Below are 22,963 nucleotides of genomic sequence, written 5' to 3' on the forward strand. Positions count from 1 at the left end.
ATCCCCCTTTCAGCACCGACGGACGTCTCCCGCACGGCATTCTTGGATCGAGGGCTCACCGCCCGGCGAGGTGCTCGGTGAACCAGTCGAGCGCCGCGGTCGAGGTCACCTCGAACCCCTGCCCCGTGTAGGCATCGAAGTGTCCACCCGGCACCAGGACCAGCTCTTTCGGCTGTGCGGCCGTCTCGTAGGCCGCCGTCGCGAGCTGCCCGCTGGCCAGCCGGTCGAGCGGGGCGGCGATCATCAGCAGCGGTGTCGGTGCGATGAGCGGAAGGTACATACCGGGCTCATAGCCGCGGAAATACTCCATCGAGGTCAACGTCACCTCGTTGCGCCAGTGCGGTGCACGTTGGGCTGCCGTGTCGTGGAACCAGGCGTAGGAGTCCGGAGTCGGTAGCGCGGACGTGGCCGTCGGGTCTTCGTCGACGACCGGAATCATCGTCGGCGCGCCGCCGGCCGCCCGGTTCTGCCGTTCAGCGGCGAAGGCCGCATCCATCGCCGCCCAGTTGTCGATGCGCACCAACTGACCGAACGACGTCGATCCCGAGATCGCAGGCACCTGACTGACGACGGCCCCCACCCGGCGGTCGATCGCAGCGGTCACCATCGCATTGGCACCCCCGTAGCTGGAACCCCAGACACCGATCCGGTCGGCATCGACCTCGGGGCGGCCCTGCGCATAGGTGATCGCGTCCTGGAGGCACCGGATCTGCTGCCACGGATCGAGTTCCTGGGCCGGGGTGCCCGGTACCGGATCGCTGGCCCCGAATCCCGGGTGGTCGTAGACGACGACGTGCAATCCGGCGGCCTGGAACACCTCGGCATAGGCGTCGAGCCACATCTCCTTCACCGCAGCGAAACCGTGCTGCATCACCACGCACGGCGCCGTCGAAGCCTCGGTGGATGCCGGATAGAACCAGCCGCGCAGAGTCGCTCCCTGCCCGTTGAATTCGATGTCTTCCCTGGTCATGAGCCCTCCTGAGAGCGTTATGTGAGTTGCATCTCCAGGCTCCGTAGAGTGGGTGAGACCGGCGCGGATGCCAGTGCCAGCCTCCTGAACGGGAGTGCCACGATCTTCTTCTGCCGGTGCGACCGAGTAACGGGCTAGGAGGACGCATGGCGTCGTCAGTCACGCAGACCTTCGTCGTCGACAACGGATCCGAGCATCGCGAGGCCTCATTCGAACAGCTCATGTCCCGGTCACACACCGATATGCGGATCAGCCTGGATCCGGCCGTGCCCGCCGCACAGTTCGGCGCACGCGCCCGGCGCGCTCAGATCGGCGATCTGGTATTGGTCGACGCCCAGTGCAGCCCCTGCAGCGGCCGGCGCGACAGCGACGAGATCAACCGGTCAGACGATGAGCAGATCGTCTTCCTCATCACTCGCAGCGGCCGCGAACTCGTCACTCAACACGATCAGGCCGCAACGCTGCAGCCGGGTACGACGATCCTCTGGGACACCACCGAACCGGCCGCGTTCCGGGTGCTGACCCCGGTCCGCAAGCGAAGTCTTTTCGTCCCGCGCCGCGCCCTGGGCGAGGTCGGTGTCCCAGGGATCTCGACCTCGCGGATCGAACTGCACGACGATTCGAGCCTGGCCCTGCTGACCGGCTATCTCGATGTCCTGTCCCGGACGGTCGACGGGATGGCGCCGGCCGCACTGAGCGCCGCCAGGGAAGCCACCTTGAGCCTGGTCGCCGCAGTCTTGCAGAACGCGCCGGCGAACCACGTTCAAGGCATCGGCGCAGCTCTGCGCGCCAGCATGCTGACCAGCATCGACCGGCATCTGACGGTCCCCGAACTCGGTCCCGCCATGCTCGCCCGACTCCACCACGTCTCGGTCCGCTCGGTTCACCGGGTCTTCGCCGACAGCGGCGAGACTGTGATGGGGACGATCAGGTCACGTCGCCTGGCCGGCGCCCGCCGCGCCCTGACCGACAGTGGGGCCGCAGTCTCGTCGATCGCCCAGCAGTGGTGCTTCAGCGATGCGAGCCATCTGGCGCGCGCGTTCCGCGATGAATACGGCCTCTCGCCCAGCGAGTACCGCAAGATCCACGCCTAGCAGCGGACCCAGCGCACGGCAGGACACTCAGCGTACGAGACCGACCAGCCGACTATTCGACGACGAACACGGGGATCTGCCGGTCGGTGTTCCGCTGATACTCCGCGTACGGCGGAAAGGCGGCAGCGGCCAGCTTCCACCAGTGCTCGCGCTCGTCGCCGGTCAGTTCACGGGCCGTCTTCGTCGTGACGACGTCGCCGTCCTGCACGGTGACCTGCGGGTGCGCTTTGACGTTGTAGTACCAGGCCGGGTTCTCCGGTGAGCCGCCCTTGGAGGCGACCATCGCGTACTTGCCGTTCTCTTCCACGCGCATCAGCGGGACGTAGCGCTTCTTGCCGGACTTGGCACCGGTGGTCGTGTAGAGCACCACCTTCATTCCGTCGATGCCGACCGAGTCGGTGGTGCCGGTCGCCAAGATCTGCTGTGTCTGATCGCGGACCCAGTCGGCAGGACTCAGTTCGGGTTGCTCGCTCATCCTTCGATGCTACGGCAGCATCCCACCCGGCGTCCGATACCTGGCGCCGGTCACCGTTGCTGCGGCCTGGTCACCGGAAGGTCGCCAGCCCCACATCGCGAGCCGACAGGTGCCCGTGCTCGTTCATCGAGACGACGGTGAGGCCGCGACGGCCCACCAGCAGCTTGGTGATCGAGGCGTTGACCATCGCCCGCGCCATGATCGGCCACTGCTCAGGCGGGACACCCCAGAGCCGTGCCAGCAGCGCGGTGATGGTGCCTGCCGACGAGACCACCAGCACCGTCTGACCCGAGCCCGCCAGATCGACCGCACGGCCGGCGGCCGCATTCATCCGGGCGATGTAGTCGGCGTAGCTCTCCCCTCCATGTTCGGCACCGGCGGTCCACCGGGCCAGCGCCGCGTCAAGCATCTGCTGGTACGCCGCCGGATTGGTGTACATCTCGGTGGTCGGGGCACCCGGCAGAGCCGGGATCGTGTACTCGTCCCAGCCCGGATCGACCAGCGGATCGGGTGCGCCCTCGAAGGCCTCCATCACCCCGGTCAGCGTCGCCTGCTGACGCGGCAGAGCACCGCTGACGGTCGCGGTGAACTCGGGCACCTGCCGGGCCAGTTCCAGGCCGGTGTGCCGGGCCTGAACAAAACCCAGATCGGTGAGCCCGGGTGCATCGGCAGCGACCGGTTCGGCCGCGTAGGCGTGCGCCGGAGCCTGCCCGTGGCGCACCAGATACAGGACGCCCACGGCTCAGGCCCGGTGCAGGTTGGTGCCGGAGCGAGTGAGGACGGCCTGCGGGAGCACCGCGTACCGGCCCAACTCGGTGACCGCGTAGGCGATCGCCGCGACGTCGGCGCCGGAGATCATCTGCTCGGCCGGGATCGCGTCCTCGCCCTTGGTCCACTCGGACATATCGGTGTCGACATAGCCCGGGCAGATCGACGTCGCCGATACCCCGTTGGTCGATTCCTCCAGGTTGAAGGTCTCGCACATCGACGCCAGCGCCGCCTTGGTGGCGCCGTAGGCGGTCAGGTTCGGTTCGGGGTAGACGCCGGTGATCGACGAGATCGCGATGACCTTCGCCGCACCGCTGTCACCGGCGGTGGCGCGCAGGGTCGGCAGCATGCCCTGCATCAGCAGGAACGGGGCGCGCACATTGACCTGGTAGAGCTTGTCGAACCGGCGGACCGGGAAGTCGGCCACCGCGCCCATGACGCCCATCCCGGCGTTGACCACGAGCGCATCGCAGCGGCCGAAGGCGGCATTGTGTGCCGCGACGAGCGCGGTGATCGCATCCTCGTCGGTCATATCTGCCGGCACCACCTCGACGCGTCCGCCGATCGAGCGGAGCCGGGCTGCGGTCTCCTCCAGTGCGTCCAGGCCGCGGGCGCTGATCGTCAGATCCCAGCCCGACTGGGCGAAGCGTTCGGCGATGGCCGCGCCGATTCCCCGGGACCCGCCGGTGATGAGTGCTGCTTTACGCTCGGTCATGACAGTGCCTCCAATCCGGCAGCGATGAAGGTGGCGGTGGCTTCGGCGGCGCGTTCGGCACCCTGCGCCCCCGATGATCCGCCCTGCAGCGCGCGATGAGTGATTCCCTCGGCGATGACGCCGACCTTCAGGTTGGCCAGCCCCATGTAGAAGCCCCAGTCGCCCAGGTCGGCGCCGGTGACCTGGGCATAGCGCTGGGCCATCTGCTCGGTCGACGGATAGCGCGGGCTGGTCCAGGCCGGGTCGAAGCCCAGGACCTGGGCGAAGAACGGTTCGTGGTAGACGCACATCATCGCCACATCGGTCAGCGGATCGCCGAGTGCGGCCATCTCCCAGTCGACGACGGCGGCGATCTGCGCGGGATCGTCGGTTGCGATGATCGTGTTGTCCACGCGGTAGTCGCCGTGCACGATGGTCGAGCGCGCGTGACCCGGGATCCGTTCGGCGAGCCGATCGGCAAGACGTTCCACATCGGGCAGTTCGCGGGTCTTGACCAGACCCCACTGCCGTGTCCACAGCTTCACCTGCCGGGCGGCGAATCCGTCGGGTCGGCCGAAGTCTGCCAGCCCCACTGCGGCGTAGTCGACCTCGTGCAACCGGCCGAGGGTGCGCACCAGCGCATCGAAGTTCGCGGTGACCTCGTCGTCGGTCCAGGCGTCCAGATCCTGCGCCGACCGGATCACCTGGCCGTCGACGAAGTCGACGACGGTGCACGGTGCGCCGATGAACTCACCGGTGCGGTCGATCGCCACCGGGGTGGCCACCGGTACGCCGGTCCCGACCAAGGCGGAGGTGACGGCCCATTCGCGTTCCATATCGTGCGCGGACGGGGTGAGGCCGGCCAGCGGCGGGCGGCGGGCAACCCAGCGATGTACGTCGTCGTTGACGATGAAGGTCAGGTTGGAACGCCCACCGCTGATCAATTCGATCTTCAGCTCGCCGGTCACATCGATCCGGTTGGCGGTCAGCAGCTTCCGCAGATCGTCGGGCACCAGGCCCGGATGATCAGACATGCTTGACTCCCGCGTCGCGCTCCTTGCGGGCCCGTCCGACTGCGCGTTTGGCCAACGCCCAACGATGCACCTCAGAGGGGCCGTCGTAGATCCGGAACGGGCGGACCTCGTTGGCCAGCCGCGCCAGCGGCATGTCCTCGGACACGCCGAGACCGCCGCACATCTGGACGCAGCGGTCCAGGATGCGGGAGAAGGCTTCGGCGCCGTAGGTCTTCGCGATAGACGTCTCGTTCGCCGCGTGCCGGCCTTGATCCAGCTCGTAGCAGGCGCGCGTCAGCAGGGCACTGGTGGCCGCCAGGTCGATCTCGTTATCGGCGACCATCTGCTGGATCATGCCGAGGTCGCCGAGCTTGCCGCCGAAGCCCTCCCGCTCACTGACGTAGTCCAGGGCGAGCGCGTGCGCCCGTTCGGCCACACCCATCCACCGCATGACGTGGGTCATGCGGGCGGGCCCGAGCCGCACCTGGGCGTAGCGGTATCCCTCGTCCACTTCGCCGAGGACGTCCTCATCGGGCACAAAGACATCGGTGAAGGTGACCTCGCAGTGACCGCCGATCATCCCGCGGTCGTAGGTGTGCACGTAGCGGTCGACGCTGATCCCGGGAGTATCGGCCGGAGCGAGGAACATCGTCGCTCCGCCGCGGTCGCCGGGCTCACCCCGGGTGCGCGCCATGATGATCCACATCCCGGCGCCGTCGGCACCGGTGATGAAGCGCTTGACACCGTTGACCTTCCAGCCGCCGGGAGCCCGGACGGCATGGGTGCGCAGGGCGTTCGGATCGGCGCCGGCGCCGGGGGCCGGTTCGGTCATCGCGAAGGCGCTGCGGATCTCGCCGGTAGCCAGCGGTTGCAGGTACCGGTCCTTCTGCTCCGGACTGGCGACGTGCGCCAGCATGTGCACGTTGCCCTCGTCGGGGGCGCCCAGGTGCAGCGCCACCGGCCCGAAGGTGGAGTGTCCGGCGGCAGTGAAAACAGGTGATCGATCGGACATGTTCAGGCCCAGGCCGCCGAACTCGACCGGCGCGTGTGGGGCGAAGATGCCCGCCGCCTTGGCCTGTGCGTTCAGCTCGCGGCGCAGTCCGTCGCCGCCGGCGGCTTCGATATCACCGGCGTGCAGGTTCTCCAACGGAAGCACTACATCACCGATGAAAGTGCGGGTCCGGTCGACGAGGTCGAGCACCTCATCGCTGTATGACAGGTCGACAGCCATTTCTCCACTCCCTACCGAGCGATCGTTCGGTGACCTACACCGTCGCATCCCGGAGCGAGGACGTCAAGCAGTTGCGCGATATCCGACCAGACCGCGAGCGAGTTCCAGGTAACGCTCGACCAGGCAATCGGGCCCGAGCGGCCCGTCCGGACGGTACCAGCTGGAGACACCGACGCACATGGTCGCCAGCGCCCGGCCCGCATCCTCTGGGTGCGCAGTCCGGAACAGGCCGGCATCCACCCCGGCCTGGACGGCGTCGTCGATCATCCGCTGCTGCCGGTCGCGGTGACCGACGTAGACCTCGCGGTAGTCCGGATCCATGCTGCGGATCTCCGTCGAGCCGACGAAGGCCTGCTCACGGCGGTACATATGGAAACGCAGCAGCGATTCGAGCAGGGCATCGAAACGCGCCAGCGGATCCCCGCCCGCCTCGGCCAGCGCGGCCTCGCTGCGCTCGAGCAGCTCGCCCATCGTCAGCTCCGACAACCCTTGCAGCAGGGACTGCTTCGACGGGTAGTGGTGGTAGAGCCCCGGCACCGACAGTCCCGCGCGGGCAGCGATCTCGCGCACCGTGGTGCCGTGGTAGCCGTGCTCGGCGAACGCCTCCAAGGCAGCGGCCAGCGGTGCGGTCAGGTCCGGCGGGCCGTAATCACGCCAAGTGGTCATGAGAATGAACCTAGCGGTCGACGGCGAAGGCATCTGTCAGCCCATCGGGCAACAGCATTCCGATGCAGACGCTGATGAGCGCCTCCCGGTCCAGATCTATCCCACCCTCGACCCAGGTCGCCAGCAGCCTGCCCAGGCCGCCGACCTGGAAGTACGCGGCCGCCGTGGTCACCGGCCCGGGCGGCGCGCCGATCGCCTGAATCGCCGACGCAGTGGTCAACCCGACGAACAGTTGCGTCGACTCGTTCCGCTTGGCGGCCACGACGGGGCTGCGCATGGTGTCGGCGAACATGAGACTGCCCTTGCGCCGATCCGAATCGACCACGTCGACCAGAGCACGCACCGCCCGGGCAACCTTGTCCCGACTGTCGGTTCCCGCGGCGAAGGCCGTCAGCCCCGCCTGCGCGAGTTCGCCGATCACCTCGTCGTAGGTGGCGGCGACCAGCTCGTCGACCCCGGCGAAGCTCTCGTAGAAGTACCGCGGAGTCAGCCCCGCTCGGCTGCAGATCCCCCGCACGGTGACCGCACCGGCCTCCGGTTCGGCGAGCAGATCCAGCGTGGCCTCGATCAATGCGGCCCGGCGCCGAGCCACCCGGGCATCGCCGGCCTCGCCGCCGTAATCGCGCAGCGGCGGCTCTGTGGGGGCACGGTTCGACGGGGGCATTCCTCCATCTTGGCACCGAAGTATTGACACGGGCTTCGCTTGCGCGTTGAATCTACAACAATAAGTGGTAACGACCGTTATCAGATATAGGAGATCGTGATGACCGCCGACACCGTGAGTCCCGAGCGCGCGAAGAAACTGGCCCACGCCGCCGAGAACATGCCGATGTCCACCCGACAGAAGCTCGATGCGGTCGAGATCGACGACCTGGAGATGATCGGGCTGGCACTGCTGGCCGGCCCGGCGAACGTCATCATGCAGTTGGCGGTTCCCGCCGTCGGCTACGGCGTCTACGAGTCCAGGGTCGAATCCGGCAGCCTGTTCAAGCATCCGATCAAACGCACCCGCACCACCTTGACCTACCTGGCGGTGGCTGCCATGGGCACACCCGAACTGCGCAAGACCTACCGGCATGCGATCAACAAGGCGCACGTACACGTGCGCTCAGCCGAGGACAGCCCCGTCGAGTACAACGCCTTCGACCCGAAGCTGCAGCTGTGGGTGGCGGCCTGCCTGTACCGCGGCTGGGAGGACGTGCAGCGGCTGTACGGCGATCCGTCGAAGATCACCGAAGAGGCATACCAGCAGGGCTCGGTGATGGGGACCACGCTGCAGATGCCGCGCGACATGTGGCCTGCCACGCGGGCCGACTTCGAAGAGTACTGGCAGGAGACCCTGGCCTCGATCGAGATCGACGACACGATCCGCGAGTACCTGCTGCAGATCATGCGTGTGCAGTTCGCGTTCAAACCGCTGTCCTGGGTCGCCGGCTGGTTCTCCGAGACGATGACCATCGGATACCTGCCACCGGAGTTCCGGGACAAGATGCGGCTGGAGCAGACCCCGGCACAGCGGCGGTTCTTCGACGCCCACAATGCGGTAGCTCGCGCCGCGCTCAAGGTGATGCCCGAACCGATCCGCCAGTTCCCGTTCAACGTACTGCTGGCCGACCTGAACTGGCGTCGCCGCACCGGCCGCCCCCTGGTCTGACCTGGCCTGAGCTCGACCGCACACGCTGCGGCCGAGCTCATCGATTACCGCGCTCGCGCACCCGGGTGAGCCCCGCTGCAAGCCGTTCAAAATTCCCTTGCCCTCTCTCAATCGAGGGCGTATGATCGATAGTGTATCGAACAACCGTTCGAGCTAGGCGTTAGTTTGGTGGGCAGCGCGATTCAGACATCGCGGGGCGGGGGTGGGTCCGATGGAACTCGGTCGGGACTGCGCCCTGCGATACGACTCCGCTGCTGCCAAGCCTCTCAGCGCCGACGAGCTCGCCGAGCAACACGGCGTCGTACTGCCTGACTCCCCGACCGCACTCGCCCAGCTCATCGACACCGCCCTGAATAAGCTCACCGGTGCCGACCTGGGCGGGGAGAATGAGAACGACGTCGCGGCCATCATCGAGATCACCGAACGCAGCCGGCGGCGCTTCGACGCTGTGTCGGCACAGCTGTACCGAGAAGGTTCTGATCGCGGCGTCTGCACCGCCGCCGGCTACCTGTCCATGCATCTCTACCTGTCACTGGGCCTGCGTCTTGGCAAGGGCGAGTCTCGGCGGCGCGCCGCGCTCGCCGCTCGGCTCACGTCTGGCACCACGCTCACCGGCGAAAAGCTCGAGCCGCAAATGCCATCGACCGCGACAGCCATCGCCGACGGCGATATCGGCGCACCTCACGCGCTGATCATTGCCGAAACCCTCAAGAAGATCCCCGACGCTCTCGGGGCGACGGTCAAGTCAGACGCCGAGGCGCAGCTCGCCGAACTCGCGCGCACCCTCAATCCGAAGGATCTGGGCATCGTCGCCACCCGGTTGCTGGCGCATCTCGATCCCGACGGTTCCTTCACCGATACCAGTGACCGACAGCGCCAGCGCGACTTGTGGCTCTTCCCGCAGGACGACCGGCTCATGAGCAAGTTCATGGGGCATCTCACCCCGGCTGCACGGGCCAAGTGGGAGCTCATCGCCCACTCCTGGGCCGCCCCGGGTGTCAACAACCCTGACGATCCGGAGTCTGTGCACGGTGCCGACAGCACGACTGCCGACGACGCATCGCTGACGGCGGCCCGTGAACGCGACGAGCGCAATCCTGAACAACGCCGGCACGACGCTTTCGAGGCGATGTGCGACTTCGTCATCGCGCGTCAGGGCCTGGGGAAACCAGGCCGGCTGAGTACCGAACTGGTCATCTCCGTGTCCGATGAGGATCTAGCCCGGCGTGCCGGCATTGCGCTGACCAGTACCGGCACCCTGTTGCCGGTCGCCGACCTGGTCGAGCTGGCCGCGAAGAGCAACACCACCTCCTATCTTGCGGTGTTCCGGCAACACACCCAGGAGCCTTTGTACCTCGGTCGAGCCAAGAAACATCGGCTCGCCTCCAAGGGACAACGCCTCATGCTCTTCGCCCGCGACGGCGGCTGCACCGCGCCCGGCTGCGACGCCCCGTTCATTCGGACCGAGGCCCATCACAGCCCCGACTGGCAGAATGGCGGCCCGACCGACATCAACCATCTCGGAGCGGCCTGTGGTCCGAACAACCGCTGGGTCGGCCCCGCACGCGGGCAGTGGGAGACGACGATCCTGACCGACGGCACCGACGCCGGCCGGATGGTCTGGCGTCCGGCCGGCCGTACCGGCCCCTGGCAACTGAATCCGCTCCATCACCACGAGCGTCTCGCTCACCCGCCGGCTCACGCGCCACCCGACGAACGTTCCCGCATCGAGAAACTGCTTGAAGCCCGCATGGGCTACGCATTCGTCGCGGCGTGAGTCACCGCTCAGCGGGACCGGTCCCTAGTGTGACCGCGTGTCCCCCGGTTCCGCTGAGCGCTGTACGGATCAATCCTGTTTCCTGAGTGCGGTCCGATCTAGTTCAGCGACATCGGTGTGTCCGGACAGCCCCAGCGTCAGATCCAGCTCGGCGATGATGTTCGCCACCGCATCGCGGGCACCGTCAGCACCGTCGAGAGCCAGGCCGTACATGTGCGGTCGGCCGATGCAGACAGCGTCAGCGCCCAGCGCCAGCGCCTTGAAGACATCCGCACCGGTGTAGAACCCCGAATCCGCCAGAATCTTGGCCTTGCCGCCGACCGCGTCGACGACGTCGACCAGGGCGTCGGTAGACGAGATGGAGCCGTCGACCTGTCGTCCACCGTGATTGGAGACGATGATCCCGTCTATTCCGAGATCGACTGCCTGACGGGCATCATCGGGATGCAGGATCCCCTTGAGCACGATCGGCAGCGTCGTCTTCTCCCGGAGCGAGGCGATATCGCCCCAGTTCAGCGACGGGCGCGAGTAGATATCTAAAAAGGTCTGCACCGCGGCCCGCGGCTCGGGCGCGGTGAGATTCTTGCGCAGACCACCCGGCACATTCCGGGCGATCGAGAACAGTGTCTTGATTGCGCCGAGCGAAATCTCCGGCTTCTCGTCCGCCGCCCCCCGGAGCCGTTCGGCGACGATCTCCCAGAATGACGGATCTGACGTGTACTGATCGATCCCCTCGCCGCGGGCGAACGGCAGCGAGCCCAAGTTCAAGTCCTGCGGGCGCCAGCCGAGCATCGTGGTATCCAGCGTGACGGCGAGTGCAGCAGCGCCCATCTCCTCGGCGCGTCCGATCAGGCTGTCGACGAGGCGGTCGTCGGTGGACCAGTACAGCTGGAACCAGCGCGGAGCACCCGGGACGACACCGTCCATTGCTTCGGCGACATCTTCCATCGGCGCACACCCCTGGTTGGAGAAGATGTACGGCACGCCCAGTTCGGCGGCGGCCCGCCCGATATGCACGTCGGCATCCGGATGCGCCAGTGCGCCCGCGCCGACCGGAGCGAACAGCACCGGGGCCGCCAGCTGCTGACCGAAGAGTTCGATCTGCAGACTGCGTTCACTCACATCGCGCAGCACACGGGGCACGATCGCCCACCGGTCCAGGGCCGCGCGGTTGGCTGCCATCGTCCGGCCCTCGCCGGCGCCGCCGGCGATGTAGGCCCAACCACGCCGGGACATCACCGCCTTGGCCCGTCGTTCGAGCTCAGCGAAATCGGTGGGAACGATCGGCTTTCGCCCGTGGATCCCCCCGGTATAGACCTCGTTCTGGCGAGAGCGCCCGAAATTCACCGACACCATCTAGCCGACTGCCTCCTCGTCGTCGCGCTCGAGATAGAAGTAGAAGTGCCGGTCGCGCACCAGGGAGGTCTTGCCGTTCATGATGCCCATCAAAGTGTTCTGATCGACCCTCTTGAAGTGGTCGATCACCGGCTGGCCGTCGTACACCATCGAGGCGGTCACCTCACCGCGGAAGCCCACCGGCCACAGGCTGGCCTCACCCTTGCCGATCTCCTTATCGGAATACAGCGCCCCGCTGTCGTCGCGGCACACCATCGGCGCGACGTCATGCCAGGAACGGAACCACTTCCCGTGCCAACGGACCTTCGCCAACTGTCCGTCCATCGGGTGGCCCGAGGGCAGTTCGCCGCCGCGCCAGTCGCCCAGAATCTCCTCGACGGTGACGGTGGGCAGGGCCGCCCAGATCTCGTCGAGCTCGGCCGGTTCGCTGATCTGCTGACTCTGCACCCGTTCGAAGAACCGGGTCCGTGCCTGCTCCTGCGACAGAGTCACTGCGCCTGCCCCGATTCCAGGCGCGCCGGCGCACCCAGCTCGGAGAAGACCATCTCCTCGGTGACGTCGTAGCGTCGCGCGTCGATCGCGTCGAGCAGGGCGTTATGGCGCACCTGCCAGGGCGCCCGATCGCCCGCCTTGGGCATCCGCGCGGCCGAGCGCTTGACGTAACCGGAGTCCAACTCGAAGAAGGCGTGTGCGGTGGGCCGCTGTCCGCGCAGCGTCGGGTACGCGCGGGTGTAGCCGTTGGCCCGCATGTAGGCGATCAGATCGGCGACGGCCTTGCTGGTCAGGTCGACCCGCAGGGTCCAGGAGGCGTTGGTGTAGCCGACCGACCAGGCGAAGTTGGGCACATCGTTGAGCATGTAGGCGCGGTAACCGTAGTGGTCACCTGGGTCGACGGCTTCCCCGTCGATCGTCAGCGCGATGCCGCCGAAGGCGATCAGGTCCAGACCGGTAGCCGTGACGATGATGTCGGCTTCGAGTTCGCGGCCGTCGGCCAACTCGACACCCGTCGGGGTGAAGCGCTCGATGGTCGCGGTGACCACGTCGGCGCGGCCCTCACCGATCACCTTGTACAGATCCGCATCGGGGATCAGGCACAGTCGCTGATCCCACGGGTCGTAGTCGGGGTTGAAATGAGTGTCGACGTCATAGCCCTTGGGCAGATGGTGCATCGCCATGCGCCGCAGCAGCTTGCGCGACACCTTCGGGAAGCGCGTGGCGATCTGGAAGATCGCCAGAGTCAGGGCGGCGTTGCGATGCCGCGTGACATCGTGGGCCAACTGGGTCGGCAGGGTGCGCTGTGCCAGTTTGGTCACCGGGTCGTACCAGTTGCGCGCGAACATGTACGTCGGCGAACGCTGCAGCATCGTCACCTTGTCGGCGGTCTCGGCCATCGCCGGCACCAGGGTCACCGCGGTGGCACCACTACCGATCACGACGACCTTCTTGCCTGCGTAGTCCAGCTCTTCCGGCCAGAACTGCGGATGCACCAGCTGGCCGGTGTAGTCCTCTTCACCCGGGAAGTCGGGCCGATATCCGGCGTCGTACCGGTAGTAGCCGGTGCACGCGTACAGAAACCGCGTGGCGATCGTGCGCGGCTCACCGTCGACCAGCATGTCGACGGTCCACAGGTCGGTCTGGGTAGAGAACGCCGCCGAGACCACCTGGGTGGAGAACTGTATGTGCGGGTAGATCCCGAAGTCCCGAGCGGTGGCTTCCAGGTAGTCGCGGATCTCACCGCCCTCACCGAACGTGCGGTCCCCCTTCCACGGGTTCCAGGGGAAGCTCAGCGTGAAGATGTCGGAGTCACTGCGCACGCCCGGATACCGGAACAGGTCCCATGTGCCGCCGATCCGCTCTCGCTGCTCGACGATCAGGTATTTCAGTTCGGGGTTGCGTTCGGTCAACCGGTAGGCGGCGTCGATACCGGAGAGCCCGGCTCCGACGATCAGGACGTCGTAGTACTCAGAATCGTTGTGCGGCATTAGTTCTCGTTAGTTCCTTAGGCTGATTTGGGCGCCCGCTTTGCCGGCGCCTTCTTCGCGGTCGTCTTCTTCGCTGTGGTCTTCTTCGCTGTCGTCTTCTTCGCGGCGGTCTTCTTCGTTGCCGTGCTCACCGATGCTTCTGTTTCGTTCTGCCCGTCACCGGCACGATCCTTCACCGAAGCGCGCAGAGCCGCGAGAAGATCGGCCACCTCATCGTCGTCGGAGACCCCCGAGGCGGCCTCGTCCGGTTCCGGAAAGGCCTGCTCCCCCTCGGCTTTGGCCGCGATCAGCTTGGCCAGCTCGTTCTCGTAGACGTCCTCGAACTGGTCGGGATCGAAATCGGTGGCCATGGTGCCGATCAGTGACGAGGCCATCTCCAGCTCTTGCGGCCGGATCTCGACGTCCTCATCCAGAAAACCGAAATCCGGCGTGCGGACCTCGTCGGGCCACAGCAGGGTCTGCAGCACCATGACGCGGTCCAGGACTCGCAACGCCGCCAGCGACGTGCGGGTGCGCAGTGTGAACGTGGCGATGGCGAGTCGATCGGTGCTCGCCAGAGCCTGGGCGAGCAGCGTGTAGGCCTTCGGCGATCGCGAGGCCGGCTCCAGGTAGTAGGCCTTGTCGAAATAGATCGGGTCCACCTGTTCGGCCGGGACGAACTCGATGATCGAGATTTCCGGGCTGCGACTGACCGGCAGCGTCGCCAGATCTTCTTTGGTCAGGATCACCGGTCGTCCGTCATCGGTTTCGTAGGCGCTGGCGATGTTCGCATAATCCACCTCGATGTCGGTACCTTCACGGACCCGCCGGTACCGGATCCGCGTACCGTCTTTCGCATCGACCTGGTGGGACGAACGATCGTGGCTCTGCGTCGCCGAGTACACCTTGACCGGCACATTCACCAGGCCAAAGCTCAGATCTCCCTTCCAGATGGAACGCATAGCTGTCATTGTGCCTTGCGTCGCTACTTCCAGACCCAGAAGTCCACCGCTTTGGTCGCGCCGAGGAATCCGTATCCCAGGTACACGCCGTTGGGCAGGCGGCGCAGTTCGTCATGCGCAAAGGGCAACCCGCTGCGCCGGTAGTCGATCCGGATCACCCGGCGACCGTCGATCACGGAGCGCGCGTAGTAGACGTCGGCGGGCAGGATCTGGCCGCCCAGTGCCCGGTTGGCGAGCCAGCCGCGGTGGAAGGTCTTACCCGACCAGATCGCGGCGATCGCCGCCGAGGCAGCCGCATCGGGAGCACCGACCGGACGGGCCTGTCCGTGCAGGGCACCGCGCGGGATCGGACCGGCGTCGGCGCGGGAGAAGAGCCGATCGAACTGCGCCTGCGTGCAGCTGTCCCGGAGGGCGGCCGCGATCGCCCGCGGCGCCACCCTGGTGGTCGGATTAACCGGGCAGGCCGGTGCAGCCGCCGCCGGCGACGGGGCGACCAGCGCGCCGGCACCCAGCGCGACCGCCGTCAAAGCACCGGCGAGAAGTCTGCGATATCCGATGTCCATGACCACTCCTAGGTTTCGGAGCCGGACTCTTTGCATCCGACGTCGCTGCCGTGGTTCCACCGTAGGCCGCTACCGGCGACAGGGGAACAGGTGAGAATGAACTCATGAACGGATCCGCACTGGACGTCGACGGCCACCGGATCACCGTGACCCATCTCGACCGGGTTCTCTACCCGCAGACCGGGACCCGCAAGTACGACGTGATCTCCTACTACCTGGCCGTCGCCGATGCACTGCTGCCCCACATCGCTTCGCGTCCGGTCACCCGGAAGCGCTGGCCGGCCAGCGTCGACGGCGCTCCCTTCTTCGAGAAGGCGCTTCCACCCGGGGCGCCACCGTGGATCGCCCGCTTCACGATCGGGCACGCGGGCGGGGACAAGCCGTATCCGGTCGTGCGCGATGCGGCGACCCTGGTCTGGTTCGCGCAGATGTCGGCACTCGAGCTGCACGTACCGCAGTGGCGGATCGACCTGTCCGATCGGCTGCCCGAGGAAGCCGAACGCCGGACCCAGCGCCTGGTACTCGATCTGGATCCCGGGCCCGGCGTGCCCCTGCAGCACTGCGCGCAGGTGGCTCTGACGATCCGCGATGTGCTCACTGCCGCGGGCATGTCGTCGTACCCGGTCACCAGCGGCGGCAGCGGCATTCACGTCTACGCCCGGCTGCCCGATCCGGTGCGCGCAGATTCGGCCCGGACCGTCGCCAGACAGATCGCGGTTTCACTGGCGCAGGCCTACCCCGACGATGTGACCGCGACGATGAACAAGGCCGCCCGGCCCGGGAAGGTCTTCATCGACTGGAGCCAGAACAGTGCCACCAAGACGACGTTGGCGCCGTACTCCCTGCGCGGCCGGGAACGACCGTGGGTGGCCGCACCCCGCACCTGGTCCGAGCTGACCGAGCCGGACCTGAGTCAGCTGGAATACCGCCAGGTCCTCGACCGGCTCGCCGACTCCGGCGATCTGCTGTCCGGTCTGGATCCCGGCCCCGCGGTACCGCCGGCCGAAGGCGTCGTCGATCTGGGTGCCTACCGGCGCCGAAGGACGTCGACGGACGATCCCGCGAAAGGCCCGGCGATCGGCGATGCCGCCGCCGACCATTCCCCCGCCGGCCAGGCACTGCCCACCGCACCCGCGCCGACATCCGGGGCCGGGGGCATCCGCGGCGCGACGGTGGTGCCGCTGCGTCCGATGCTGGCGGTGAACGAACCCGTCGAACGTCTGGACCAGACCCACTGGGCATTCGAGGGCAAGTGGGACGGCTACCGGATCCTGGCGCAGCTGGCCGGCGGTCGCCTGAGCCTGCAATCGCGGTCGGGAATCGACATGACCGCCGACTTTCCCGAACTGGCCGTCCTCGGCGGCGTTCTGGACGGCCACGAGGCGGTGCTCGACGGCGAAGTGGTGGCGCTCAATGCGGCGGGTCAAACCGATTTCCGGCTGCTGGCCTCGCGGCGGCGCGAGCCGGGCGAGGCGACCATCCGGCTGTTCCTGTTCGATGTCCTCGAGTGGGACGGAACGAACCTGGAATCCGCGCCGTGGGAGCAGCGTCGTGAGGTCCTGGAGTCACTGGCGCCGCTGTTCGCCTCGACACCGGCGGTGCAGATCCCCGCACTGCTGGATCCGCCGGGTGAGGCCGCCGTCGACCAGTCGCGCCGCAACGGCTGGGAGGGCGTCGTGGCCAAACGCCGCTCGTCGGCGTATCGGCAGGGTTCACGCAGCCCCGACTGGCGCAAACAGAAGAACTTCAGCGACCTCGAGGTGGTGATCGGCGGCTTCCGGTACGGTCGCGAACGCGCGGGCAGATCACTGGGCTCGGTGCTGGTGGGACTGCCGCAGGAGAACGGGCTGCGCTATCTGGGGCGGGTGGGTACCGGCTGGACGCAGGCGCAGGCCGCCGAGCTGCTCGACGAACTCCGGCCGCTGACGATCAGTACCTGCCCGTTCGTGGGCGGGGTCGATGCGCCGGGGGCTTCCAGCGCGACCTGGGTGCTGCCCACGCTGGTGGCCGACGTCCAGTTCCTCGACTGGACGTCGACCGGCCATCTGCGGCACCCGTCGTGGCGCGGTATCCGGCGCGATAAATTGCCTGGCGACCTTTAGGCTCAGCTCAGCTGAGGTGGTGCACCTCCTGCAGGCCGTAGACGGGGGTGTCGATCCCCTCGTACCGCGCCTTGAGCTGCAGCGCCAGGTATAGCGAGTAGTGGCGGGACTGGTGCAGGTTGCCGCCGTGAAACCACAGTCCCGGCTGCTGGGTGGGTTTCCACATATTGCGCTGCTCGCCCTCCCAGGGTCCGGGATCCTTGGTGGTGTCCGACCCCAGGCCCCACACCTTGCCGACGCGATCGGCCACGTCCTGCCCCATCAGATCGGCCGCCCAGCCGTTCATCGAGCCGTATCCGGTGGCGTAGACGACGACGTCGGCGGGCAGTTCGGTGCCGTCGGAGAGGATCACCGAGTCCTCGGTCAGCCGGTCCACGCCGCCCTTGGCCAGTTTGATGGTGCCGTCGGCCACCAGGTCGCAGGCGCCGACGTCGATGTAGTAGCCGGAGCCGCGGCGCAGGTACTTCAGGAACAGCCCCGAATCGTCGTCGCCGAAATCCAGATCGAAACCGGCCGCCGCGAGGCGGTCGTAGAAGTCCTTGTCCCGTTCCCGGATCTGGTCGTACAGCGGGATCTGGAAGCGGTGCATGATCCGGTACGGCAGCGAGGCGAAGGTGAAGTCGGCCTTCTTGGTGGTCATGCCGTCCTGGACGGCCTGTTCGCTGTAGAGCGCACCCAGGCCGATCTCCATCAGCGAATCCGAGCGGACGATGTGGGTGGAGGACCGCTGCACCATGGTGGTGTCGACGCCGTGCTCGACCAGCGCCTTGCAGATATCGTGCGCGGAGTTGTTGGCCCCGATCACCACGACCTTCTTGCCGACGTACTGATCGGGTCCGGGGTGCGCGCTGGAGTGGTGCTGTTCGCCGGCGAAGACGTCCTGGCCGGGGAACTGCGGCACATTGGCCTTCCCGGACATCCCGGTGGCCAGGACCAGCTGCGTCGGGTGCAGCACCAGCTCCTCGCCGTCCCGGTTCACGTGCACGGTCCACGTTCCGGCGGCCTCGTCGTAGGACGCCGAGGTGCATTCGGTGCGCGACCAGTACGGCACCTCCATCACCTTGGTGTAGAACTCCAGCCAATCGCCGATCTTGTCCTTCGGCGCAAACACCGGCCAGTTGGACGGGAACGGCAGGTAAGGCAGGTGGTCGTACCAGACCGGATCGTGCAGGCACAGCGACTTGTAGCGGCCTCGCCACTGGTCACCGGGGCGGTCGTGCTTGTCGACTACCACCGAGGGCACTCCCAGCTGCCGGAGCCGGGCTCCCAGCGCGATGCCGCCCTGTCCGCCGCCGATCACCAGGACATAGGGCTGCTGCGATCGCCCGAGAGCAGCATCCTCATCGTCACGCTTCTGCGCCCACGAGCGCTGGTCGGGGTCGGCACCGTGCACCGCACCCAGCGGCCGGCTGAAGCCGCTGGCCTCCTCGTGGCCCTTGAGTTCCTGCAGGGTGGTCAGCAGGGTCCAGGCGCGGTCGGTGCCGTCGGGTCCCGGTGTCAGGCGCAGATGCCCCTCGGCGCGCCCGACCGCGGTCTCGAACGCGATGAAGGCTTCGACGACGCCGTCGGCCTCGGTCGCCTCGTCGGTGGTCTGCCAGTTCGACGGCGCCGTATCGGTCAGTCGTTCGTGCAGCATGGCCGCGATCGCCGCGCGCCCCTCGAGGGTCTTGAGGTTCCAGGTGAAGGCGACCAGATCGCGCCAGTAGCTCTCGTCGGCGAACAGCGACGCCGCCGCGTCGGCGTCGCCGGCGGTCAAGGCGGCCGAAAAGTCCTGGAGCCAGGTGTCGATCCGTTGCTGGGCGGTGGCCGCGGTCGTGGCCGGGGGCTGGAGTGTCGAAGTCACGGGGACCCCTTTCGATATCGAGTGAGGTAGCTCACTTCTGGTGGTGCCTGTCAGCAGACGTCGCCGCACCCCGGCGCGGCAAGGGTTGCAGCCGGTTGCAATGGCGAACCGCTTGACGGACCCGCGCGAGCAGGGGACCGTGGTGTGTGATCGCAACCACACTCTTTGGAACGGGTCGTCGTGTCTCTGCCGCTGTCTCCTGAACCTGCGCTGGCCGCCGGGGACGATCCGCGCGCGTACGCTGCGGTCCTGCAAGCGGTGTACGACGCTTCGATGACGGGCCGGAAGCCGCCTGCCCGACCCCGGTCGGTGATCGGCCAATCCTGGGAACGGGTGCGCGCGGCAGGTGTTCTGCCCGACATCGACACCACGGCCCCGGTCCTGAACTCGATGGACCTGCACGAACGCCGGGCCTCCTCCGGCCTGCAGCAACTGGTGGATCCGCTGATGCATCACCTCGACACCCTGATCGTCGACGGCGAGAACATCCTGGTGGTGGCCGACGCTGCCGGGCGGGTCCTGTGGCGCAACGGGGTCAACCGGGTGCTGCACCGAGCCGACCGCCTGGGCTTCGCCGAGGGCGCTTCCTGGGCCGAGGACTCCGTGGGAACCAATGCGATCGGCACCGCTCTGGCCTCCGGGCGCGCGGTTCAGGTGTTCTCTGCCGAGCACTTCGTGCGCAGCCATCACGAATGGACCTGCGCGGGAGCTCCCATCCACGATCCGCGGACCGGCCGGGTCCTGGGGGTCATCGACGTCAGTGGGCCGGCGGCCACCATCCATCCGACGACGCTGGCGCTGGTCGACACCGTGGCCCGGCTGGCCGAGTCCGGTCTGCGCGAGGCTCATCGGGCACGGCTGGACGAACTGCGTGCGGTCGCCGCACCGATTCTTGCGCGCTCGGCCGGACCGGCCTTCGCCGTCGACCCGTACGGCTGGGTCGCCGCCCTGGACGGGGTGGCGCCGCGGACCCAGATCCCGCTGCCCCGCCATCCCGCGGCCGGCCGGCAGTACCTCCGCGGCATCGGCGACTGCGATCTGGAACCGATGCCCGGCGGCTGGCTGGTCCGCGTGGCCGCCGCCGATGCTCCCGAGCAGATCCGGGTGGAGCTGGTGGGCGGGAGGGAACCCCTGGTGAAGGTCTCGGGCCCGAACGCGGCCTGGGTGCATCGGCCGTCCCCGCGGCACGCCCAGCTGCTGGACCTGTTGGCCCGCCATCCCGAGGGTCTCAGTGCAGCGCAGCTGTCGCTTGCGGTGTTCGGCAACGCCGACCAGCGCATCGCGGTGCGGTCGGAGATGTCCCGGCTCCGCAAACACCTGGGTGGCCTGCTGGCGGCCAACCCCTACCGTTTCACCGACGGCGTGGTGGTGACGACGACCTGAACTGTGTAGCTGACCGCGGTCCGACTAGCCTGATACGAAGCAGCCGCGACAGCGGTGTTCCACTGCGGGAAGGGCGCACTGATGGTGGTCGTCGCACAGATCAGCGACCTGCATTTCAACGGCACCGCCGAACACCGCGAACGCGTCGAGGGCGTCCTGAACTACCTCAACTCCACCGCAACCAACGGACATCCTCTGGCCGCCCTGCTCGTCACCGGTGACCTGGCCGATGTCGGTCTTCCGTCGGAGTATGCCGAAGCGGCCCGGACCATGGTCACCGATATTCCGACGCTGACGCTGCTGGGTAACCACGACGACCGCGCCGCCTACACCGCAGAACGCGACGGCGTACCCAGCACCGGTCCGGTCAACTCGGCCCTGCGGCTCGATGATCTGCTCATTCTGGCGCTCGACTCCTCGATTCCCGGCCGATCCGACGGCTACCTCTCCGACGAAAGCCTGGAGTGGGCGCGCACCCAGATCGCCGCGGCCGGTGACGACGTCGATGTGCTCCTGTCCTGGCATCATCCACCGGTCCCGATCGGGTTGCCGTTGATGGATGAACGGCGGCTCAACGAACCCGATCGCGCCGCCGCGCTGATCACCGACCATCCGAACGTGGTGGGGCTGGTGACCGGTCACGCGCACACCCCGGCCGCATCGATCTTCGCCGGACGACCGATGATCGTCGCTCCGGGAGTGTCCTCGACCCTGAATCTGCCCTTCGAGGGCGCCGACGTGGTCAACCACACCCAGGGGCCCGGGATCGCCTTCCACGTGATCGACGATCATCGTCTGACCAGTCACTTCCGGGTCCTGTCCAGCTGGTAGAAGCCCGACTCACCGGGGCGCGGGCCCCAGTGACCCGCCCCGCTCCCTTCTCCGAGTGCTCTGACCTGGATCCAGTCACCCACCTCGGAGATCTCACGGATCAGAGATGCACGCGGGGCCGCCCACCGAAAAAGGTGTGCGGCCCCGCGGGCACTCGCAGCGGCTATAGACCGGCGATGATGTCCTCGACGCGGTCCTTCGCGTCACCGAAGAGCATCTGGGTGTTCTCCCGGAAGAACAGCGGATTCTGCACCCCCGCATAGCCGGCGGCCATCGAGCGCTTGAACACGATGACGTCCTTGGCGTTCCAGACCTCGAGCACCGGCATACCGGCGATCGGGGAGCCCGGATCCTCCGACGCGGCCGGGTTGACCGTGTCGTTGGCGCCGATCACCAGCACCACGTCGGTCTCGGGGAAATCGTCGTTGATCTCGTCCATCTCCAGCACGATGTCGTACGGGAGCTTGGCCTCAGCCAGCAGCACGTTCATGTGGCCCGGCAGACGACCGGCGACCGGGTGGATACCGAAGCGGACGTCGACGCCCTTGGCCCGCAGCTTGGCGGTCAGGTCCGCGACCGGGTACTGCGCCTGCGCCACGGCCATGCCGTAGCCCGGCGTGATGACCACGGACTTGGCTTCGCTGAGCAGCTCGGCGGCCGCGTCGGCCTGGATCTCACGATGCTCGCCGTAGTCGGTGTCATCGGAGGCGGGGGCCTCGATGCCGAAGCCGCCGGCGATCACCGAGATGAACGAACGATTCATCGCCCGGCACATGATGTAGCTCAGGTAGGCACCCGAGGAACCGACCAGCGCACCGGTGACGATCAGCAGGTCGTTGCCGAGCAGGAAGCCCGAGGCGGCTGCGGCCCAACCGGAGTACGAGTTGAGCATGGAGACCACGACCGGCATGTCGCCGCCGCCGATGGAGGCGACCAGGTGCCAGCCCAGCAGCAGCGCCAGGATGGTGATGACGGCCAGCAGCACGTAGCCGGTGGTGTCGTCCTTCACATCCCGTGCGACGTAGATGCCGGTCAGCACGATGAACACGACGATCGAGCCGACGTTGATGAAGTTCTTGCCGGGCAGCATCAGCGGCGCCGACTTCATCCGCGCCGACAGCTTCAGGTTGGCCACGATCGAACCGGTGAAGGTCACCGCACCGATGAAGATGCCGATGGCCACCTCGGCGGCATGGATACCGACCAGGGCCCCGTAGTCCGGGTCCGTCGGGAGGGCGTGGACACCGGTGATCGCACCGTTCCAGCCGATCAGCACAGCGGCCAGACCCACGAACGAGTGCAGCAGCGCGATGAGCTCGGGCATACCGGTCATCTCGACGATCTTGGCGCGCCACAGACCGATCAGGGCACCGACGACGACGGCACCGATCAGCAGCCCGATCGGCGTCCACTTATCGAAGCTGACACCGGCGAACTCGACGTGGTCGAGGTCCTTGACCATCATCGTGATGGTCGCGACCAGGGCGATGACCATGCCGACCATGCCGTAGGTCAAACCGCTCTTGGCGGATTCATGCTTGCTCAGTCCGGCCAGCGACAGGATGAACAGCAGCGAGGCGACGATGTACGCCGCGAAAGTCATGGATTCGATAGTCATGC

At 67.3% G+C, this 22,963-nt stretch carries 21 protein-coding genes; 6 read left to right on the forward strand and 15 right to left on the reverse strand.

Translation table 11 applies throughout. The annotated features are described in order from the left end of the window. Positions 1-55: 55 nt before the first annotated feature. Positions 56-970, reverse strand: a complete 915-nt coding sequence (locus GOHSU_RS09975) for an alpha/beta hydrolase (RefSeq protein WP_005940699.1) — start codon at positions 968-970, stop codon at positions 56-58. Between the two features lie 146 nt (positions 971-1,116). On the opposite strand from GOHSU_RS09975, the gene GOHSU_RS09980 reads away from it, so the two are divergent. Next, entirely contained in the window at positions 1,117-2,064 is a 948-nt protein-coding gene (locus GOHSU_RS09980; RefSeq protein ID WP_005940701.1) for a helix-turn-helix domain-containing protein, read from the forward strand. 52 nt (positions 2,065-2,116) lie between these two features. Here GOHSU_RS09980 and GOHSU_RS09985 read toward each other — a convergent pair whose 3' ends face one another. From GOHSU_RS09985 to GOHSU_RS10015, 7 genes are all read right to left on the reverse strand, one after another. Beyond that, positions 2,117-2,539: a nitroreductase family deazaflavin-dependent oxidoreductase gene (locus tag GOHSU_RS09985; RefSeq protein WP_005940703.1), complete on the reverse strand. Its 423-nt coding sequence runs from the start codon at positions 2,537-2,539 to the stop codon at positions 2,117-2,119. A gap of 70 nt (positions 2,540-2,609) precedes the next feature. Beyond that, on the reverse strand, positions 2,610-3,278 hold the full coding sequence (locus GOHSU_RS09990) for a histidine phosphatase family protein (RefSeq protein ID WP_005940705.1): 669 nt from the start codon (positions 3,276-3,278) through the stop codon (positions 2,610-2,612). A gap of 3 nt (positions 3,279-3,281) precedes the next feature. After that, a complete protein-coding gene (locus GOHSU_RS09995; RefSeq protein ID WP_005940706.1) occupies positions 3,282-4,022 on the reverse strand; it encodes an SDR family NAD(P)-dependent oxidoreductase in 741 nt (246 codons plus the stop codon). Further along, positions 4,019-5,035: a phosphotransferase family protein gene (locus GOHSU_RS10000; RefSeq protein ID WP_005940708.1), complete on the reverse strand. Its 1,017-nt coding sequence runs from the start codon at positions 5,033-5,035 to the stop codon at positions 4,019-4,021. Before GOHSU_RS10000 ends, GOHSU_RS09995 begins: the two co-directional genes overlap by 4 nt. Next, positions 5,028-6,245 (reverse strand): acyl-CoA dehydrogenase family protein, encoded by a 1,218-nt coding sequence (locus GOHSU_RS10005; protein ID WP_005940710.1) that lies wholly within the window; start codon positions 6,243-6,245, stop codon positions 5,028-5,030. The genes GOHSU_RS10000 and GOHSU_RS10005 overlap by 8 nt, the downstream gene beginning before the upstream one ends. A gap of 63 nt (positions 6,246-6,308) precedes the next feature. Beyond that, the gene (locus tag GOHSU_RS10010) at positions 6,309-6,911 is read right to left on the reverse strand and encodes a TetR/AcrR family transcriptional regulator (protein ID WP_005940712.1); all 603 of its coding nucleotides are present in this window, start codon (positions 6,909-6,911) and stop codon (positions 6,309-6,311) included. A 10-nt stretch (positions 6,912-6,921) separates the two neighbouring features. After that, positions 6,922-7,575, reverse strand: coding sequence for a TetR/AcrR family transcriptional regulator (locus tag GOHSU_RS10015; RefSeq protein WP_005940714.1), 654 nt, complete (start codon positions 7,573-7,575; stop codon positions 6,922-6,924). Between the two features lie 99 nt (positions 7,576-7,674). On the opposite strand from GOHSU_RS10015, the gene GOHSU_RS10020 reads away from it, so the two are divergent. Together GOHSU_RS10020 and GOHSU_RS10025 are read left to right on the forward strand one after the other, a co-directional pair. Further along, positions 7,675-8,565: an oxygenase MpaB family protein gene (locus tag GOHSU_RS10020; RefSeq protein WP_005940717.1), complete on the forward strand. Its 891-nt coding sequence runs from the start codon at positions 7,675-7,677 to the stop codon at positions 8,563-8,565. A gap of 211 nt (positions 8,566-8,776) precedes the next feature. Further along, a complete protein-coding gene (locus GOHSU_RS10025; protein ID WP_005940720.1) occupies positions 8,777-10,342 on the forward strand; it encodes an HNH endonuclease signature motif containing protein in 1,566 nt (521 codons plus the stop codon). A 69-nt stretch (positions 10,343-10,411) separates the two neighbouring features. Here GOHSU_RS10025 and GOHSU_RS10030 read toward each other — a convergent pair whose 3' ends face one another. Genes GOHSU_RS10030 through GOHSU_RS10050 form a run of 5 tightly spaced genes read right to left on the reverse strand, consistent with a single transcriptional unit; the run spans position 10,412 to position 15,184 of the window. Further along, complete coding sequence (locus tag GOHSU_RS10030) at positions 10,412-11,698, reverse strand: alpha-hydroxy-acid oxidizing protein (RefSeq protein ID WP_005940722.1); 1,287 nt, start codon at positions 11,696-11,698, stop codon at positions 10,412-10,414. Next, positions 11,699-12,190 (reverse strand): DUF4334 domain-containing protein, encoded by a 492-nt coding sequence (locus GOHSU_RS10035; protein ID WP_005940724.1) that lies wholly within the window; start codon positions 12,188-12,190, stop codon positions 11,699-11,701. Next, positions 12,187-13,680: a flavin-containing monooxygenase gene (locus GOHSU_RS10040; RefSeq protein ID WP_005940726.1), complete on the reverse strand. Its 1,494-nt coding sequence runs from the start codon at positions 13,678-13,680 to the stop codon at positions 12,187-12,189. The genes GOHSU_RS10035 and GOHSU_RS10040 overlap by 4 nt, the downstream gene beginning before the upstream one ends. A 17-nt stretch (positions 13,681-13,697) precedes the next feature. Further along, entirely contained in the window at positions 13,698-14,621 is a 924-nt protein-coding gene (gene ku / locus GOHSU_RS10045) for a non-homologous end joining protein Ku (protein WP_005940728.1), read from the reverse strand. Positions 14,622-14,644: 23 nt separating this feature from the next. Then, a complete protein-coding gene (locus GOHSU_RS10050) occupies positions 14,645-15,184 on the reverse strand; it encodes a hypothetical protein (RefSeq protein WP_005940731.1) in 540 nt (179 codons plus the stop codon). A 104-nt stretch (positions 15,185-15,288) separates the two neighbouring features. Between GOHSU_RS10050 and ligD the strand changes: the two genes are divergently transcribed. Continuing rightward, complete coding sequence (gene ligD / locus GOHSU_RS10055) at positions 15,289-17,286, forward strand: non-homologous end-joining DNA ligase (protein ID WP_005940734.1); 1,998 nt, start codon at positions 15,289-15,291, stop codon at positions 17,284-17,286. 7 nt (positions 17,287-17,293) lie between these two features. On the opposite strand, the gene GOHSU_RS10060 is transcribed toward ligD, so the two are convergent. Further along, complete coding sequence (locus GOHSU_RS10060; RefSeq protein WP_005940737.1) at positions 17,294-19,129, reverse strand: NAD(P)/FAD-dependent oxidoreductase; 1,836 nt, start codon at positions 19,127-19,129, stop codon at positions 17,294-17,296. A gap of 180 nt (positions 19,130-19,309) precedes the next feature. On the opposite strand from GOHSU_RS10060, the gene GOHSU_RS10065 reads away from it, so the two are divergent. Then, on the forward strand, positions 19,310-20,512 hold the full coding sequence (locus GOHSU_RS10065; RefSeq protein ID WP_005940739.1) for a helix-turn-helix domain-containing protein: 1,203 nt from the start codon (positions 19,310-19,312) through the stop codon (positions 20,510-20,512). Positions 20,513-20,593: 81 nt separating this feature from the next. After that, positions 20,594-21,343 carry a metallophosphoesterase gene (locus GOHSU_RS10070; protein ID WP_024332546.1) on the forward strand — a complete coding sequence of 250 codons (750 nt, stop codon included), beginning with the start codon at positions 20,594-20,596 and terminating at the stop codon, positions 21,341-21,343. Positions 21,344-21,506: 163 nt separating this feature from the next. Here GOHSU_RS10070 and pntB read toward each other — a convergent pair whose 3' ends face one another. Then, a complete protein-coding gene (gene pntB / locus GOHSU_RS10075; RefSeq protein ID WP_005940742.1) occupies positions 21,507-22,961 on the reverse strand; it encodes a Re/Si-specific NAD(P)(+) transhydrogenase subunit beta in 1,455 nt (484 codons plus the stop codon). Positions 22,962-22,963 lie beyond the last annotated feature (2 nt).

This window comes from Gordonia hirsuta DSM 44140 = NBRC 16056 (assembly GCF_000333015.1).
Taxonomy (GTDB): Bacteria; Actinomycetota; Actinomycetes; order Mycobacteriales; family Mycobacteriaceae; genus Gordonia; species Gordonia hirsuta.